At 65.6% G+C, this 15,835-nt stretch carries 16 protein-coding genes; 8 read left to right on the top strand and 8 right to left on the bottom strand.

Annotated elements, in window-relative coordinates; genetic code table 11:
- The first annotated feature begins 59 nt into the window (after positions 1 to 59).
- Genes AB0362_RS02785 through AB0362_RS02775 form a run of 3 tightly spaced genes read left to right on the top strand, consistent with a single transcriptional unit; the run spans position 60 to position 2,980 of the window.
- Complete coding sequence (locus AB0362_RS02785) at positions 60 to 848, top strand: SDR family oxidoreductase (protein WP_269594141.1); 789 nt, start codon at positions 60 to 62, stop codon at positions 846 to 848.
- Complete coding sequence (locus AB0362_RS02780) at positions 845 to 1,990, top strand: lycopene cyclase family protein (protein WP_317784692.1); 1,146 nt, start codon at positions 845 to 847, stop codon at positions 1,988 to 1,990. The genes AB0362_RS02785 and AB0362_RS02780 overlap by 4 nt, the downstream gene beginning before the upstream one ends.
- Positions 1,991 to 2,041: 51 nt before the next feature.
- On the top strand, positions 2,042 to 2,980 hold the full coding sequence (locus AB0362_RS02775; protein WP_366234770.1) for a Ku protein: 939 nt from the start codon (positions 2,042 to 2,044) through the stop codon (positions 2,978 to 2,980).
- 21 nt (positions 2,981 to 3,001) lie between these two features.
- On the opposite strand, the gene AB0362_RS02770 is transcribed toward AB0362_RS02775, so the two are convergent.
- Genes AB0362_RS02770 through AB0362_RS02740 form a run of 7 tightly spaced genes read right to left on the bottom strand, consistent with a single transcriptional unit; the run spans position 3,002 to position 9,524 of the window.
- Complete coding sequence (locus AB0362_RS02770; protein WP_269594145.1) at positions 3,002 to 3,394, bottom strand: metal-sulfur cluster assembly factor; 393 nt, start codon at positions 3,392 to 3,394, stop codon at positions 3,002 to 3,004.
- Complete coding sequence (gene sufU / locus AB0362_RS02765) at positions 3,391 to 3,888, bottom strand: Fe-S cluster assembly sulfur transfer protein SufU (RefSeq protein ID WP_366234769.1); 498 nt, start codon at positions 3,886 to 3,888, stop codon at positions 3,391 to 3,393. Before sufU ends, AB0362_RS02770 begins: the two co-directional genes overlap by 4 nt.
- Positions 3,889 to 5,190, bottom strand: a complete 1,302-nt coding sequence (locus AB0362_RS02760) for a cysteine desulfurase (RefSeq protein ID WP_317784691.1) — start codon at positions 5,188 to 5,190, stop codon at positions 3,889 to 3,891.
- 2 nt (positions 5,191 to 5,192) lie between these two features.
- The gene (gene sufC, locus AB0362_RS02755) at positions 5,193 to 5,969 is read right to left on the bottom strand and encodes a Fe-S cluster assembly ATPase SufC (RefSeq protein WP_094641863.1); all 777 of its coding nucleotides are present in this window, start codon (positions 5,967 to 5,969) and stop codon (positions 5,193 to 5,195) included.
- A 40-nt stretch (positions 5,970 to 6,009) separates the two neighbouring features.
- Entirely contained in the window at positions 6,010 to 7,200 is a 1,191-nt protein-coding gene (gene sufD, locus AB0362_RS02750) for a Fe-S cluster assembly protein SufD (protein WP_317784742.1), read from the bottom strand.
- A 24-nt stretch (positions 7,201 to 7,224) separates the two neighbouring features.
- The gene (gene sufB / locus AB0362_RS02745; RefSeq protein ID WP_032377835.1) at positions 7,225 to 8,670 is read right to left on the bottom strand and encodes a Fe-S cluster assembly protein SufB; all 1,446 of its coding nucleotides are present in this window, start codon (positions 8,668 to 8,670) and stop codon (positions 7,225 to 7,227) included.
- On the bottom strand, positions 8,667 to 9,524 hold the full coding sequence (locus tag AB0362_RS02740; protein ID WP_082898612.1) for a metalloregulator ArsR/SmtB family transcription factor: 858 nt from the start codon (positions 9,522 to 9,524) through the stop codon (positions 8,667 to 8,669). The genes sufB and AB0362_RS02740 overlap by 4 nt, the downstream gene beginning before the upstream one ends.
- Before the next feature lie 226 nt (positions 9,525 to 9,750).
- On the opposite strand from AB0362_RS02740, the gene mptB reads away from it, so the two are divergent.
- The 4 genes from mptB to AB0362_RS02720 are packed head-to-tail and all read left to right on the top strand — an operon-like array spanning position 9,751 to position 14,201.
- Positions 9,751 to 11,403 carry a polyprenol phosphomannose-dependent alpha 1,6 mannosyltransferase MptB gene (mptB, locus tag AB0362_RS02735; protein ID WP_317784741.1) on the top strand — a complete coding sequence of 551 codons (1,653 nt, stop codon included), beginning with the start codon at positions 9,751 to 9,753 and terminating at the stop codon, positions 11,401 to 11,403.
- Positions 11,400 to 12,344, top strand: a complete 945-nt coding sequence (locus AB0362_RS02730; RefSeq protein ID WP_366234768.1) for an ABC transporter ATP-binding protein — start codon at positions 11,400 to 11,402, stop codon at positions 12,342 to 12,344. The genes mptB and AB0362_RS02730 overlap by 4 nt, the downstream gene beginning before the upstream one ends.
- Positions 12,341 to 13,141, top strand: a complete 801-nt coding sequence (locus tag AB0362_RS02725) for an ABC transporter permease (RefSeq protein ID WP_366234767.1) — start codon at positions 12,341 to 12,343, stop codon at positions 13,139 to 13,141. The genes AB0362_RS02730 and AB0362_RS02725 overlap by 4 nt, the downstream gene beginning before the upstream one ends.
- A gap of 55 nt (positions 13,142 to 13,196) precedes the next feature.
- On the top strand, positions 13,197 to 14,201 hold the full coding sequence (locus AB0362_RS02720) for a heme A synthase (protein ID WP_366234766.1): 1,005 nt from the start codon (positions 13,197 to 13,199) through the stop codon (positions 14,199 to 14,201).
- Between the two features lie 139 nt (positions 14,202 to 14,340).
- Here AB0362_RS02720 and AB0362_RS02715 read toward each other — a convergent pair whose 3' ends face one another.
- Complete coding sequence (locus AB0362_RS02715) at positions 14,341 to 14,712, bottom strand: hypothetical protein (protein ID WP_366234765.1); 372 nt, start codon at positions 14,710 to 14,712, stop codon at positions 14,341 to 14,343.
- 136 nt (positions 14,713 to 14,848) lie between these two features.
- Here AB0362_RS02715 and AB0362_RS02710 point away from each other — a divergent pair, with 136 nt between their 5' ends.
- Positions 14,849 to 15,814, top strand: coding sequence for a quinone oxidoreductase (locus tag AB0362_RS02710; RefSeq protein ID WP_366234764.1), 966 nt, complete (start codon positions 14,849 to 14,851; stop codon positions 15,812 to 15,814).
- The last annotated feature ends 21 nt before the right edge of the window (positions 15,815 to 15,835 follow it).

Here is a 15,835-nt window from a genome sequence, read left to right as displayed (position 1 = left end):
AGCTCAGCATTCACGTGCCCTCACCCAGGAACGACGGTGACACCGGTAACGTCTGATCGATGACCGACGCCCCCGAAACCGTCAGCCCGTCCAGCGCGCCGATCCCCGACCTCGCCGGGCGCACCGCACTCGTCACCGGCGGCAGCCGAGGCATCGGCAAGGCCATCGCCGCGGAACTGCTCGCTCGCGGCGCGAACGTCGCCATCACCGCACGCAAGCGCGAACCACTCGTTGCGGCGGCAGCAGAGCTCGGCGATTCCGTGCTCGCGATCGACGGCAACGCAGGCGACCCGGAGCACCGACGCACCGCGGTGGCGAGCACGGTGGAGACCTTCGGTTCGCTGGACATCCTGGTCAACAACACCGGTATCAATCCCGTCTACGGCTCGCTGATGGATGCCGACCTGGCGGGTGTGAGCAAGATCTTCGACACGAACGTGGTGGGGACTCTCGGCTTCGTCCAGCAGGCGTTCCATGCCTGGATGGGCGAGCACGGCGGCGCGGTCGTCAACATCGCGAGCGTGGCCGGCATCCGCTCGACCGGGGTGATCGCCGCGTACGGCGCATCCAAGGCCGCTCTGATCCGCCTCACCGAGGAGCTCGCCTGGCAGCTCGGTCCGAACATTCGCGTCAATGCCGTGGCACCGGGCGTGGTGAAAACCAAATTCGCCGAGGCCCTCGTCGCCAACGGAGAAGACGCGGCAGCGGCCGGCTACCCGATGAAGCGTCTGGGAAACCCGGAGGACGTGGCTGCGTTGGTGGCCTTCCTGGTCTCGGACGCCTCCTCCTGGATCACCGGCGAGACCGTGCGCGTGGACGGTGGTTTGCTCGCCACCGGCGGAATGTGAACGATTTCTCGGCCGACGTCGCGGTCGTCGGACTCGGTCCAGCCGGGCGGGCGGTCGCCCATCGATGTGCCGAGGCCGGACTCGATGTGATCGCAGTCGATCCACACCCGTCGCGCACGTGGACACCGACGTACTCCGCCTGGGCCGACGAGTTGCCGTCGTGGTTGCCCGAGACCGCGGTCGCCTCGACTGCGCGCAAACCCGCGGTGTGGACCGATCACCAGCGGATCATCGACCGGACGTACTGCGTGCTGGACACACCTGCGCTGCAAGCGGCCTTGTCTGTCGACCGCGTGCGGGTGCTGGCCGCGACAGCTGTCGACGTCACCGGTTCCCGGGTGACGACCGCCGACGGCTCGATCGTCGATGCCCGTCACGTCGTCGACGCCCGTGGCACACTCGACTCGCGCGACCTCGCCCAGCAGACCGCCTACGGGATCGTCGTCGAACGCGACCGCGCCGAACCGATCCTCGAAGGGGCCGACGCGTGGTTCATGGACTGGCGCACCGACAACGGGGCTCGGCACGGTGAAGCCCCGAGTTTTCTGTACGCCGTGGCACTCGACGACGATCGAATCCTCCTCGAAGAGACATGCTTGGTGGGCCGACCCCCGCTGGAACTCGCAGTTCTTCGATCGCGGCTGCACCACCGTCTGACCCATCGCAATCTGGAACCGACCGGCCACGAGGATGTCGAACGAGTCCGCTTCTCGGTCGAACCGCCGCCTCGGTCCCGACTGCACACCGGGCGAGGCGGTCCGGTGCTGTTCGGCTCTCGCTCGAATCTGATGCATCCCGCCACCGGGTACAGCGTCGCGGCGTCGCTGGCGTCGGCGGATCACCTCGTCGAGCGATTCCGAGGTGGCGGTCGGTCGCGCCCGATCCGCCCGGTGCACGTCTGGACGGTCCAGAAGCTTCGTAACCTCGGACTGCGCACGGCACTGGCTCTCGAACCCGAGATGGTCCCCCAGTTCTTCTCCAGCTTCTTCTCGCTCCCGGTCGAACTGCAACGCTCGTACCTGTCCGGCCACGACGACGCATTCGGGACGATGACCGCGATGCTGAAGATGTTTCCGACGCTTCCGGCGTCGGCCAGGCTCGCGATCGCGCGCACGATAGTGCGCACGCCGGGCCGCGGCTGAGTTTCTCGCCAACGGTCGACACGCGGGCGCCCGGTCGGCGATCATGGACAGATGCGCAGCATTTGGAAGGGCTCGATCGCCTTCGGACTGGTCAATGTTCCGGTGAAGGTCTACTCGGCCACCGAGCAGCACGACATTCGGTTCCATCAGGTGCATGCGAAGGACGGCGGTCGCATCAAGTACGACCGGATCTGTCAGGAATGCGGCAAGTCGGTGCAGTTCGCCGATATCGACAAGGCCTACGACTCCCCCGACGGTGAACGCGTCATTCTCACGGACGACGACTTCGACAAGCTGCCTGCGGCGGAGAAACACGAGATTCCGGTTCTGGAATTCGTGCCGACCGAGCAGATCGATCCGATCCTGTACGACAAGAGCTACTTCCTCGAGCCGGACTCTGCCTCACCGAAGGCCTATGTGCTGCTGCGCGAGACTCTCGAAGAAACAGAGCGCACCGCGTTGGTGCATTTCACTCTGCGACAGAAGACCCGCCTGGCCGCACTGCGTGTGCGCGACGACGTCCTGGTGATCCAGACACTGCTGTGGCCGGACGAAGTCAGGGCAGCTGAATTTCCTTCGCTCGAGGACGCGCCGTCCGCGCGCCCGCAGGAAGTGAAAATGGCGACGTCCCTGGTGGAAAGCATGTCCTCGGAATTCGATCCGACCGAGTACACGGACGACTATCAGACCGAACTGCGCAAGCTGATCGACGAGACGCTCGCCAACGGCGGTGAGAAGGTCATCCACACCGAAACGGAAAAAGACGACGACGGCGAGGACGCCGAGGTCGTCGATCTCGTGGCGGCCTTGCAGCGGAGCGTCGAGGCGGCCGGCAAGAACGCGAAGTCCGGGTCGGCCGCATCGGCTCCGGCGAAGAAGGCACCCGCCAAGAAGGCAGCAGCGAAGAAGGCTCCGGCCAAGAAGGCGGCTGCGAAGAAAGCCTCGGCCAAGTCCGCCGACTCGAAAGCCGACGAAGCGAAGGGTGCGTGAGGGGGCCGATTCGGCCGTGCGTCAGACGGTGAAGCCGAGGGCCCTGAGCTGCTCGCGACCGTCGTCGGTGATCTTGTCCGGGCCCCATGGCGGCATCCAGACCCAGTTGATCTTGAGATCGGCGGCCAGTCCGCTGCGCACGAGCGCGCCCCGCGCCTGATCCTCGATGACGTCCGTCAACGGGCATGCCGCCGAGGTGAGCGTCATGTCGACGGTCACGATGTCGTCGGCGTCGATCTTGATGTCGTACACCAGTCCCAGATCGACGACATTGATTCCGAGCTCGGGATCGACGACGTCGCGCATCGCTTCTTCGAGGTCCTCGAGCACCTTGATCTCGTCGGCGGTCAATTCCACCGGCGTGGTCTCGGCTGTAGTCGTCACTGCCTGCGTCGTCTCTGTTGCTTCGGTCATGATTGCTGTCCTCCGGAAAGTGCCGACTGGGCGGTCTCGCCCGTCGTGGCTGTCGAATCTGCGTCCACTACTTGAACAACCGCGTCCTTGAAAGCCATCCAACCCAGCAATGCGCACTTCACGCGAGCCGGATACTTGGCCACACCGGCGAACGCAATGCCATCGCCGATGACGTCCTCGTCACCCTCGACGGTACCTCTGCTGCCGACCATGTCGCTGAACGCGTCGACCGTCTTCAGCGCGTCGGCCACGCTCAGGCCGACGACCTGATCGGTGAGAACGGACGTCGCTGCCTGACTGATCGAGCAACCCTGGCCGTCGTACGAGACGTCTGCAACGGCGCCATCCTCGATCTGCACGCGCAGGGTGACCTCGTCGCCGCAGGTGGGGTTGACGTGGTGGACCTCCGCGCCGAACGGCTCACGCAGTCCGCGGCCGTGCGGGTGCTTGTAGTGATCGAGGATCACTTCCTGATACATCTGTTCCATCCGCATCTAGAGCTGCCCTCCCCCGCCGTGATCGTCGGAGCGAGCGGTTCCGAAGAACGATTGTGCGCGGCGAATCGCCTGTGCGAGAACCTGCACTTCCTCGACCGTGTTGTACAGCGCGAACGAGGCACGCGCTGTCGCAGCCACACCGAACCGTCGGTGCAAGGGCCACGCGCAGTGATGCCCGACGCGAATGGCGACGCCCTCGTCGTCCAGGATCTGTCCGAGGTCGTGGGCGTGAATGCCGTCGACCACGAACGACACTGCCGAACCGCGGTCGACGTTCTCGGTCGGGCCGATCACGCGAACACCGTCGATTTTTGCGAACTCAGCGAGAGTTGCTGCGACCAAAGCCTTTTCGTGCGCGGCGATGACGTCGATGCCGATGTTCTCCAGGTACCGCACAGCGGCCCCGAGTCCGACGACCTGCGAGGTCATGGGAACCCCGGCCTCGAATCGTTGCGGAGGCGCTGCGAACGTCGTCTTCTCCATGGTGACGGTCTCGATCATCGAACCGCCGGTGATGAACGGAGGCATCGCCGCGAGGAGCGCAGCCTTGCCGTAGAGCACGCCCACTCCCGAGGGACCGAGCATCTTGTGACCCGAGAACGCGGCGTAGTCGACATCGAGCGCGTGAAAATCGACCTTCATGTGTGGCACCGATTGGCATGCGTCGAGGACGACGAGCGCACCGACCGCCCTGGCTCGACGGACCAATTCCTCGACCGGGGCCACCGCGCCGGTCACGTTCGATTGATGCGTGAAGGCGAGAACCTTGACGGCGGAAGACAATTCGAGCGAGTCGAGATCGATGCGTCCGTCGTCGGTCACGCCATACCAGCGCAGCGTTGCACCGGTTCGAGCAGCAAGCTCTTGCCACGGAACGAGATTGGCGTGGTGCTCGAGTTCGGTGACGACGATCTCGTCGCCGGGACCGAGGTGACGATCGAATCGTTGATCGGCAAGCACGTACGTCACGAGGTTGAGCGACTCGGTCGCGTTCTTGGTGAACACGATCTCGTCGACATCCGCCCCGACGAACGACGCGATGGCCGCGCGCGCACCTTCGTAGGCGTCGGTGGCCTCTTCGGCCAACTGATGCGCCCCGCGATGCACAGCGGCGTTGCACGTGGTCAGGAACTCACGCTCGGCGTCGAGTACCTGCACGGGCCGCTGCGAGGTGGCACCGGAATCGAGGTACACCAACGGCTTCCCGTCGCGGACGGTGCGCGAGAGGATGGGGAAATCGCGACGAACCGTGGCGACATCGAACGATGTCGCCACCGCCGCAGCTGCGGGTGCAGCCATACTCATGCTCCGGTGGTCGCGGCCTGCGCGTAACCGGCGTATCCGTTGGCTTCGAGCTCGTCGGCCAGCTCTGCACCGCCGGACTTCACGATTTCGCCGTTGACGAAGACGTGGACGAAGTCGGGCTTGATGTAGCGCAGGATGCGGGTGTAGTGCGTGATCAGCAGCACTCCGCCGTCTTCACGCTCCTTGTACTTGTTGACGCCCTCGGACACCACGCGCAGAGCATCGACGTCGAGGCCGGAGTCGGTCTCGTCGAGGATGGCGATCTTCGGCTTGAGCAGTCCCAGCTGGAGAATCTCGTGACGCTTCTTCTCGCCGCCGGAGAAGCCTTCGTTGACGTTGCGCTCGAGGAAGTTGGCCTCGATCTCCAACTCGCTCATGGCGGTCTTGGCTTCCTTGACCCAGTGCCGAAGCTTGGGGGCCTCACCGCGCACGGCGGTGGCGGCGGTACGCAGGAAGTTCGACATCGAGACGCCGGGCACCTCCACCGGGTACTGCATCGCCAGGAACAGGCCGGCACGAGCGCGCTCGTCGACACTCATCTCGAGCACGTCTTCACCGTCGAGGGTGATGGTGCCGGAGGTCACCGTGTACTTGGGGTGGCCTGCGATGGCGTAGGACAGCGTGGACTTGCCGGAACCGTTGGGCCCCATGATCGCGTGCGTCTCACCGGACTTCACGGTGAGGTCGACACCCTTGAGGATGTTGATGGGCTCCGCGGTCGAGTCGGAGTTGGCGACGCTGACGTGCAGATCGCGGATTTCGAGTGTGGACATCACAGTTCCTTTGTGCAGTCGAGAAAGGTTCGGGTGAGACCTACGCGCCGGCGACGGCGAGTTCGGTCTCGATGGCGGCGTCGAGACGCTCGCGTACGGCGGGGACCGGAATCTTGTCGATGATCTCGTGGAAGAAGCCCCGGACGACGAGTCGGCGAGCAACCTCCTCCGAGATGCCACGAGCGCGCAGGTAGAACAGCTGCTCGTCGTCGAACCGGCCGGTGGCGCTGGCGTGGCCTGCTCCGACGATCTCCCCGGTCTCGATCTCTAGGTTCGGCACCGAGTCGGCGCGAGCGCCATCGGTCAGGACCAGGTTCCGGTTGAGCTCGTAGGTCTCGGTGCCCTCGGCCTCGGCTCGGATCAGAACATCGCCGATCCACACGGTGTGCGCGTCGACGGTTCCGGGTCCGGTTTCGCCCTGCAGCGCGCCCTTGTACATCACGTTGGACTTGCAATGCGGTGCCGAATGGTCGACGAGCAGTCGCTGCTCGAGGTGCTGGCCTGCGTCGGCGAAATACACACCGAGCATGTTCGCGTCGCCGCCGGGTGCGCTGTAGCGCACGGTCGGGCTGATGCGCACCAGGTCGCCGCCGAGACTGACGTTGTAGTGCCGCAGCACGGCGTCGCGTCCGAGCATCGCGTGGTGTGCGGCGACGTGCACGGCGTCGGACTGCCAGTCCTGGATCAGTACGACGTGCAACTGCGAGCTGTCACCGAGAACGAACTCGACGTTCTCGGCGTACGTTCCGCTACCCCGCTGGTCGATCACGACGGTGGCGCGAGCGAACGTGCCGAGCCTGATCTGCACGTGGCCGTAGGCGACGTGGTCGACCCCGGGACCGTCGACGGTGATCTCGATCGGATCGGCCACCTCGACCTCGTTCGGCACGGAGACGATCGTGGCCTCGGTGAACGCCGAGAATGCCTGTGCGGCAATACGATCGGCCGGGACACCGGCCTTGCCCAGTCGCTCGTCGTCGCGGCCGACGGTCTCCACGACCACCGACTCCGGGGCGCCGACGGTGACCCGAGCGGCCCCGTCGGCGACAGCGGAACCGTCGTGCAAGCCGCGCAGCCGACGCAGCGGCGTGAAACGCCACAGCTCGTCACGGCCGGACGGGATCTCGAATGCATTCACGTCGTAGGACGTGAACTGAGTGCCCTTGTTCTCGACGAGCTTCGACTTGTCTTCCTTGGCCGACTCTGGATTCTCGGATGCCACAGCACCCATGACTCCGGTGAGGGGGTTGTTCACTTATCCGACCGACCCTTCCATCTGCAGCTCGATGAGCCGGTTGAGCTCGAGCGCGTATTCCATCGGCAGTTCGCGAGCGATCGGCTCGACGAAGCCGCGCACGACCATCGCCATGGCCTCGTCCTCGGTCATGCCGCGGCTCATCAGGTAGAACAACTGATCGTCGCTGACCTTCGAGACGGTGGCCTCGTGGCCCATCGACACGTCGTCCTCGCGGATGTCGACGTACGGGTACGTGTCGGAACGACTGATCGTGTCGACGAGCAACGCGTCGCACTTGACCGTCGAGCGCGAGCCGTGCGCACCCTTGTTGATCTGGATCAGACCGCGGTACGACGTCCGGCCACCGCCGCGAGCGACGGACTTGCTGACGATGTTCGAGGACGTGTGCGGTGCCAGGTGCAGCATCTTCGAGCCGGTGTCCTGGTGCTGGTCCGGGCCTGCGAACGCGACCGAGAGAACCTCACCCTTGGCGTACTCACCGGTCATCCAGACGGCCGGGTACTTCATGGTGACCTTGGAGCCGATGTTGCCGTCGACCCACTCCATGGTTGCGCCCGCCTCGGCCTTGGCACGCTTGGTGACGAGGTTGTAGACGTTGTTCGACCAGTTCTGGATGGTCGTGTAGCGGCAGCGACCACCCTTCTTGACGATGATCTCGACCACGGCGGAGTGCAGCGAATCCGACTTGTAGATCGGTGCGGTGCAGCCCTCGACGTAGTGCACGTAGGCACCCTCGTCGACGATGATCAGCGTGCGCTCGAACTGACCCATGTTCTCGGTGTTGATCCGGAAGTAGGCCTGCAGCGGGATGTCCACGTGGACGCCCGGCGGGATGTAGATGAAGGATCCACCGGACCACACCGCGGTGTTCAATGCGGAGAACTTGTTGTCGCCTGCGGGGATGACGGTGCCGAAGTACTCCCGGAACAGCTCCGGCTGCTCCTTCAGGGCGGTGTCGGTGTCGAGGAACAACACTCCCTGGGCCTCGAGGTCCTCACGGATCGAGTGGTAGACCACCTCGGACTCGTACTGAGCAGCGACACCGGAGACGAGGCGCTGCTTCTCCGCCTCGGGGATGCCGAGCTTGTCGTACGTGTTCTTGATGTCTTCCGGCAGGTCTTCCCACGTGGCAGCCTGCTTCTCGCTGGACCGCACGAAGTACTTGATGTTGTCGAAATCGATGCCGTCGAGGTTGGAACCCCAGTTCGGCATCGGCTTGCGCTCGAACGTCTTGAGCGCCTTCAGGCGTGCCTCGAGCATCCACTCGGGCTCGCTCTTCTTCTGCGAGATGTCCCGAACGACGGCCTCGGAAAGACCGCGCTTGGCACTTTCACCGGCTACGTCCGAGTCGGCCCAGCCGTATCCGTAGGTGCCGAGCGAGGCGATGGTCTCGTCCTGGGTCAGCGGCGCGGTGGGTGTCACCTGGTCTGGTGTGACGGTCATGCGGGCTCCTTCCGGAGGCGTGGGCGTTCTCCGACACGGGGCTGCGCGTCGGGAGTCTTCTTGTCGGAACTATCGGTGTTCGAGTACCGCGTCGGTGACAGCGGTACGTGCGTCGTGCAGGCGCAATTGCCGTTTGCGATGGTCGCCAAACGCTGCACGTGCGTGCCGAGGATCTCGGCGAACGCGGTTTGCTCGGCCTCGCACAGCTCCGGAAACTCGGAGGCGACGTGCGACACCGGGCAGTGGTGCTGGCAGATCTGCACACCGTTGCCCACCTGACGGGTGGTGGCAGAAAAGCCCGCCGCGCTGAACGCGTCGGCGATCCGGTCGGCAGCGTCCTCCACGGCATGCGCATCGGAACCCGTGGCCGGCTCCACGTCGGCCACGATGGTGTTGACGCGTTGCCGCGCGAATGTCTCGATGGCCGCGTCCCCGCCGATCTTGCGTAACTGCCGCATGGCGGCACCGGCAAGATCGTCGTAGGTGTGGCCGAGACGGTTACGCCCGGCTGCGGTGAGCTGGAAGTGCTTCGCCGGTCGGCCTCGGCCCCGTTGCCGGGCACCTGCGGGGGTTGTGATGCGGGCCTCGCCCGCGTCGATGAGTGCGTCCAGGTGACGTCGGACACCCGCCGCGCTCAACCCCAGTCGAGTGCCGATGTCGGAGGCGGTGATGGGGCCTTCCTCCAGCAGCAGCGTGACCACAGCGCTCCGCGTCTGCCCCTCGGGCGCCGACGTGGGTCGCACCGACGAAACGCCTGCGCCGGAGGCCGACGACTCGACACTTCCCGGACGCACGAGCGAGCTCTCGGTTGTTTTCACAACACCAGTGTGACGGAATTGCTGTACTCGGTCCAGCAAGGGTGCCCTATGCGGGCTACTCACCCAGCGCGGTGGCCGATGCGCATGTCGTCGGGTGGAGCACCGTGCAGGTGGTGACCGAGTGCCCCGCTACGCTCCCACTGTGCCATCGACCGACAGTGAGCCCAGTTTCGAGAGCTCACCTTCCGCGGGCGGTCCCGGTTCTCCCCCGGTGTCCGGCACATCGAAGTCCACGCCGGCCGCACTCGTCCACAGGTTCGTCGTGGCCCCGGCACGTCGAGTCATCGGCCTCGAGCCCACGCCTCCGGGCGGGGTGGTGGCAACCCTGCACGGAGACGAGCAGGAGGCACCGGGGCTGAATCCGGCGGAGACGAACCAGCTCAGGAACATCCGCCGTTTCGGCGCCGCGGGCGCACTGCTGATGGCGATCGGAGCACTCGGCGCAGGCGCGCAGCCGGTGCTGCAGAACCCGATCGCAGGCGTCCGACTCCTGAGCCTGCCGTCCCGGATGGCGACCACCGCACTGACCGTCACGATGACCGGAACCGTCATCGTGGTGCTCGCGTGGTTGCTGCTGGGAAGATTCGCGTTGGGACGCTTGCGATCGGGAGCGACCCCGCGGCGACTCACCCGCTCCCAGATGGACCGCACGTTGCTGCTGTGGATCCTGCCGTTGTGCGTGGCACCGCCGATGTTCTCGCGCGACGTCTACTCGTACCTGGCTCAGAGCGAGATCACCGCACGCGGACTCGACCCGTACGAGGTCGGTCCGGTCGATGCACTCGGGGCCGACAACGTACTGACCCGAACGGTTCCCAACATCTGGCGGGAGACCCCGGCACCCTACGGCCCGCTGTTCCTGTGGATGGGGCGTGGCATCACGTACCTGACCGGCGAGAACATCGTCGCCGGCATCTTTCTGCATCGCCTGCTCGCATTGGCGGGCGTGGCGTTGATCGTCTGGTCGCTGCCCCGCCTCGCCCGACGCTGCGGGGTTGCGTCGGTGACGGCACTGTGGCTCGGTGCCGCGAATCCGTTGCTGCTCTTCCATCTGGTGGCCGGTATCCACAACGAGGCCCTGATGATCGGGCTGATGCTGGCCGGTACCGAACTGGCGCTTCGCGCGATCGAGCGCTCGGGTCCCCTCCGCAACAGCGATATCGCGTTCCTCGTCGGCGGTGCAGGCTTGATCGCGCTGTCGTCTTCGATCAAGATTCCCTCGCTCATCGCGCTCGGCTTCGTGGGGATGGCCCTGTCGAGGAGGTGGGGCGGGACCCTCAGATCCGTGGTGTACGCCGCAATCCTGCTCGGCTCGATAGCCGTCGCGGTCCAAGTCGCGGTGAGCCTGGGCAGTGGGCTCGGCTTCGGCTGGATCAACACTCTGGGGACCGCCGGCGTGGTGCGCAGCTGGATGTCGATTCCCACGATTCTCGGGCTGGGCACCGGTTTCGTCGGCGTACTCCTCGGCCTCGGCGACCACACCACCGCTGTGTTGGGTCTCACTCGCCCGATCGCTGCCGTCGTCGCGGGAATCATCGTCGTCCGCATGCTCATCGCCGTTCTGCGCGGCCGTCTGCATCCGGTCGGCGCACTCGGCGTCGCGCTCGGTGCCGTCGTCCTGTTGTTCCCCGTGGTCCAACCCTGGTACCTGCTGTGGGCGGTGATTCCGCTGGCGGCATGGGCCACCACTTCCTCGTTCCGGCGTCCGGCCATCGCCTTCTCGTCGTTGGTGAGTGTGATCCTGATGCCGAACGGCAGTGAGTACCAGCCGTTCCAGATCGTGCAGGCCGCAGTCATGACCATCCTGACGATCGCAGTGCTCTACCTGTTCACGCGAAACCGGCTGCCGTGGCCCACCCGCACCGGACCACCGGCACGCGACCGCAGCGCAGACGAATACGCTGAGTCCTCGTGATCTCCGGGACGTCCGACGCGACGCAACCTGTCGTACAGCTGACCGACGTACGCAAGTCGTACGACGGTGTCAGTGCCGTCGACGGACTCAGCCTGAACATCGGCCCCGGCGAGGTTCTCGCACTGCTGGGCCCCAACGGTGCCGGAAAAACCACCACCGTCGAGATGTGCGAAGGATTCGTCGTACCAGACGGCGGCTCGGTCCGAGTCCTCGGACTCGACCCCGTCGCGCAGTCGGCGCAGCTGCGGCCACGCATCGGCGTCATGCTCCAGGGCGGAGGTGCGTACCCCGGTTCCAAAGCCGGCGAGATGCTCCAACTCGTCGCCTCGTACTCGGCCGACCCCCTCGATCCGGCGTGGCTGCTCGACTGCCTCGGCCTCACCTCGGCCGTCCGCACCCCGTACCGGCGGCTCTCCGGTGGGCAGCAGCAGCGGCTCGCCCTGGCCTGCGCCATCGTCGGACGACCCGAACTGGTGTTCCTCGACGAACCGACCGCCGGGCTCGACGCCCAGGCCCGGCTGCTCGTGTGGGAGCTGATCGACGCCCTGCGCCGCGACGGAGTCGGCATTCTGCTCACGACACATCTGATGGACGAGGCCGAGCAGCTCGCAGACCGGCTGACGATCATCGACAACGGTCGCGTCGTCGCCTCGGGCACTCCCTCGGAGCTGACCAAGCAGGGTGCCGAGGGCCAACTGCGCTTCACCGCACCCCCTGGACTCGAACTCTCCATGCTCGACGCGGCTCTTCCCCCGGGGTACGTACCGTCGGAACCGACTCCCGGTTCCTATGTGGTCGCCGGTGTGATCGAGCCGCAGATCCTGGTGATCGTCACGTCCTGGTGTGCACAGCAGGACGTGTTGGCGACCGAACTGCAGGTCGACCAGCGCCGCCTCGAGGACGTGTTCCTCGAACTGACCGGCAGAGAATTGAGGAAGTGACCGTGCGCAGAGAAGCCCGGCTCGCCGACAACCGATTCGAGACAGGTCTGTTCACGCCTCGCCCGCAGCCCGCGTCGGCTGCACGTATGTTGCTCGCGCAGACCCGCCTCGAGCTGAAGTTGTTGCTGCGCAACGGTGAACAGTTGCTGCTGACGATGTTCATCCCGATCACGTTGCTGATCGGATTGACCCTGCTGCCCTTCGGCGAGCTCGGCGACGACCGAGTTGCCCGAGTGGTCCCGGCCGTGATGATGGTGGCCATCATGTCGACGGCGTTCACCGGGCAGGCGATCGCCGTCGGGTTCGATCGTCGCTACGGTGCCCTCAAGAGGCTCGGGGCAACACCGCTCCCTCGTTGGGGCATCATCGGCGGCAAATCCGCTGCCGTGGTGATCGTGGTGATTCTGCAGTCGGTTCTGCTCGGCTCGATCGGCGTCGCTCTCGGATGGCGCCCGAGCGTGACGGGTCTGTTGCTCGGTGCCGTCATCATCGCTCTGGGAACCGTCACCTTCGCGTCCATGGGGTTGCTGCTGGGCGGCACCCTGCGCGCCGAGATCGTGTTGGCGCTGGCGAACATCGCCTGGTTCGTGATGCTGGGCGTCGGCAGCGTGGTGTTCGTAGACGACCAGATCCCCCAGGGACTGCAGAACGTGGCACGCATCGTTCCGTCCGGCGCACTGGGCGAGGCACTGAGCAGGGGTGTGGCGTCGTCGTTCGACGTGTTCGGTGTGGTCGTACTGCTGGTGTGGGCTGCGGTGTGCAGCACGCTCGCCGTGCGCACGTTCAAGTTCACCTGAGTCACGCTCGCTACCCAACGACGCTCTGTAGTTGATCGGCGTTTACCATCGTGGAGTGCCTTACCTCCTACGGAAGCTCTATGGCGTATTCCTGCGCGTCGTCGATCTCCTGCCACTGCCGTCGCTTCGTGTGCAGCGAATTCTGGCTTTCATCGCAATCCTGACGCAGGGCGGCATCGCCGTCACCGGTGCAGTCGTTCGCGTCACCGGATCCGGTCTCGGCTGCCCCACGTGGCCGCAATGCTTCCCCGGTAGCTTCACTCCCGTCGGAGTGTCCGAGGTGCCGATTCTGCATCAGGCCGTGGAGTTCGGCAATCGCCTGCTCACATTCGTGGTCGTTCTCGCGGCCGCCGCTGTCGTGATCGCCGTCACCAGGGCGCGGCGTCGTCGCGGAGTGCTGTTCTTCGCATGGCTGATGCCACTCGGTACCGTCGTGCAGGCCGTGATCGGTGGATTCACCGTGCTGACCGGACTGCTGTGGTGGACCGTCGCCGTTCACCTCGTCGTCTCGATGGCGATGGTGTGGCTGGCCACGCTGCTGTACGCCAAGGTGGGCGAGAGCGATGCGGCATCGGAGTCGACGCCGACGGTGCCCGGTGCTCTGCGAGCGCTGACGGGACTGTCCGGGATTGCTCTGGCGGGTGTGCTGATCGCGGGCACCATGGTGACCGGAGCCGGTCCGCACGCAGGCGACAAGAGCATCGAGGAACCGGTACCGCGCCTCGGTATCGAGATCGTGACGCTGGTGCACGCGCACTCGCAGTTCCTCGTCGGCTACCTGGCGTTGCTCGTCGGACTGGCATTCGCGCTGTATGCAGTGCGTGCGCCGAAGGCGGTCACGTTTCGACTCAACGTCCTGATCGCTCTGGTGCTCGCACAGTCTCTGATCGGACTGGTCCAGTACTTCACCGGGGTTCCGGCCGTGCTCGTCGCCTTCCACGTGGCCGGTGCGGGCGCGTGTACCGCCGCCACCGCGGCCGTCTGGGCGGCCTGCCGAACTCGCGGCCCGGCAACGTCCGAGAAGATCGAGACCGCCGAGGACGTTGCAGTTCGCTCCTGACGATCGGCCGAACTTCGAACAGGGTGGAGGGGCAGCCGACCTCCCCCTCAGATGGCCGACTGCCCCTCCACTGACTTCGACGCACCGGGTACCGAGATGGTTCCCGCCTGATCCAACAAGTTTTGCGACTTGTCTCCGCTCAGACGATCGCCTGGTTGCGCGCCTTCGGGAACTTCTTCTGATTCGCCACCCACCCGGCCATCTTCTCGTGGTGTCCGGGTGCCGGATTGACCGAACTGACCAGCTCGCGGTCCCATTCGGCCTCGGTCAACTGGTCGAGACCGTCGACGATCGCGCGGGCGATGGCGGTCGTCGCCACCACCTGGTCCCCCAGAACTCCATCGGCACCGACCATGGTGAGCCGAGTCCCGGCCCGACCGACCGGCTGGATCACCACGTTGGCAGAGTTGCCGTGGTCGGCGAGAAAGCTCTTCACGGCCGCGAGCGTTCCCTTGGGAACCTCGTCCGACTCGTTCTTCTCGATGCCCGCACTGTCGATTTCGGTAGCCATGCCGACACGATACCGAGGTCGTTCACGATCCCCGCATCGACCCGTCGAGTCGTTACTGATCGGTAACTTCGCTCGCGTGCGCGCATCGAGCAGATCTGTACACCCCAGTGCGACGCGCCCGTGTAGAACGGTGTTCATGCGTGCCATTCGAATCGACAACACCGGCGGACCCGAGGTCATGAACGTCGTCAACGTTCCGACACCGACACCAGGACCCGGTCAACTCCTGGTCCGGATCGACGCCATCGGCATCAACTACATCGATACGTACTTTCGGCGCGGACTGTATCCCCGCGCGCTGCCGTACGTTCCCGGCGACGAAGGATCCGGGATGATCGAACAACTCGGAGCGGACGTCACCGGCTTCGCGCCGGGACACCGCGTCGCCTGGGCCGCAGCACCGGGTAGCTACGCCGAATACGTCCTGGTCGACGCCTCCTCGGCCATCGCGGTTCCCGACGGCGTTCCTGCCGATCAGGCCGCCTCGGCACTGCTGCAGGGCATGACGGCGCACTATCTGATCGAATCCACCTACCCGGCCCAGCCGGGTGACACCGTCCTGGTACACGCCGGCGCAGGAGGCGTCGGACTGCTGTTGACGCAGATGGCGGTGACCAAGGGCGTGAACGTGATCACGACGGTATCCACGGACGCGAAGGCCGAACTGTCGAAACAGACCGGCGCAGCGCACGTGCTCCGGTACGACGACGACATCGCCGCACGCGTTCGCGAGATCACCGACGGCGAGGGCGTCCATGCGGTGTACGACGGCGTCGGTGCGGACACGTTCGAGGCAAGTCTGGCGTCGCTCCGAATCAGGGGCACGCTGGCTCTGTTCGGTGCCGCGAGCGGTCCGGTCCCGCCCATGGATCCGCAGCGGCTGAACGGCGCAGGATCTCTGTTCCTGACCAGGCCCACGCTCGCGCATCACATACGGGACAGAGCCGAACTGGAGTGGCGCGCCGGAGATGTATTCGCAGCGATCGCAAGCGGAGCGCTCACGGTCCGGGTCGGTGCGCGCTACGCACTCGAGGACGCGGGGAAGGCCCACATCGACCTCGAGTCACGCAGGACGACCGGCTCCATCGTTCTGGTTCCCTGATTCGGCTCTCGGCGGACGCTC

The organism is Rhodococcus sp. NPDC079359, assembly GCF_040702585.1.
Classification (GTDB): domain Bacteria; phylum Actinomycetota; class Actinomycetes; order Mycobacteriales; family Mycobacteriaceae; genus Rhodococcoides.
This window is presented reverse-complemented; position numbering and strand designations above follow the sequence as displayed.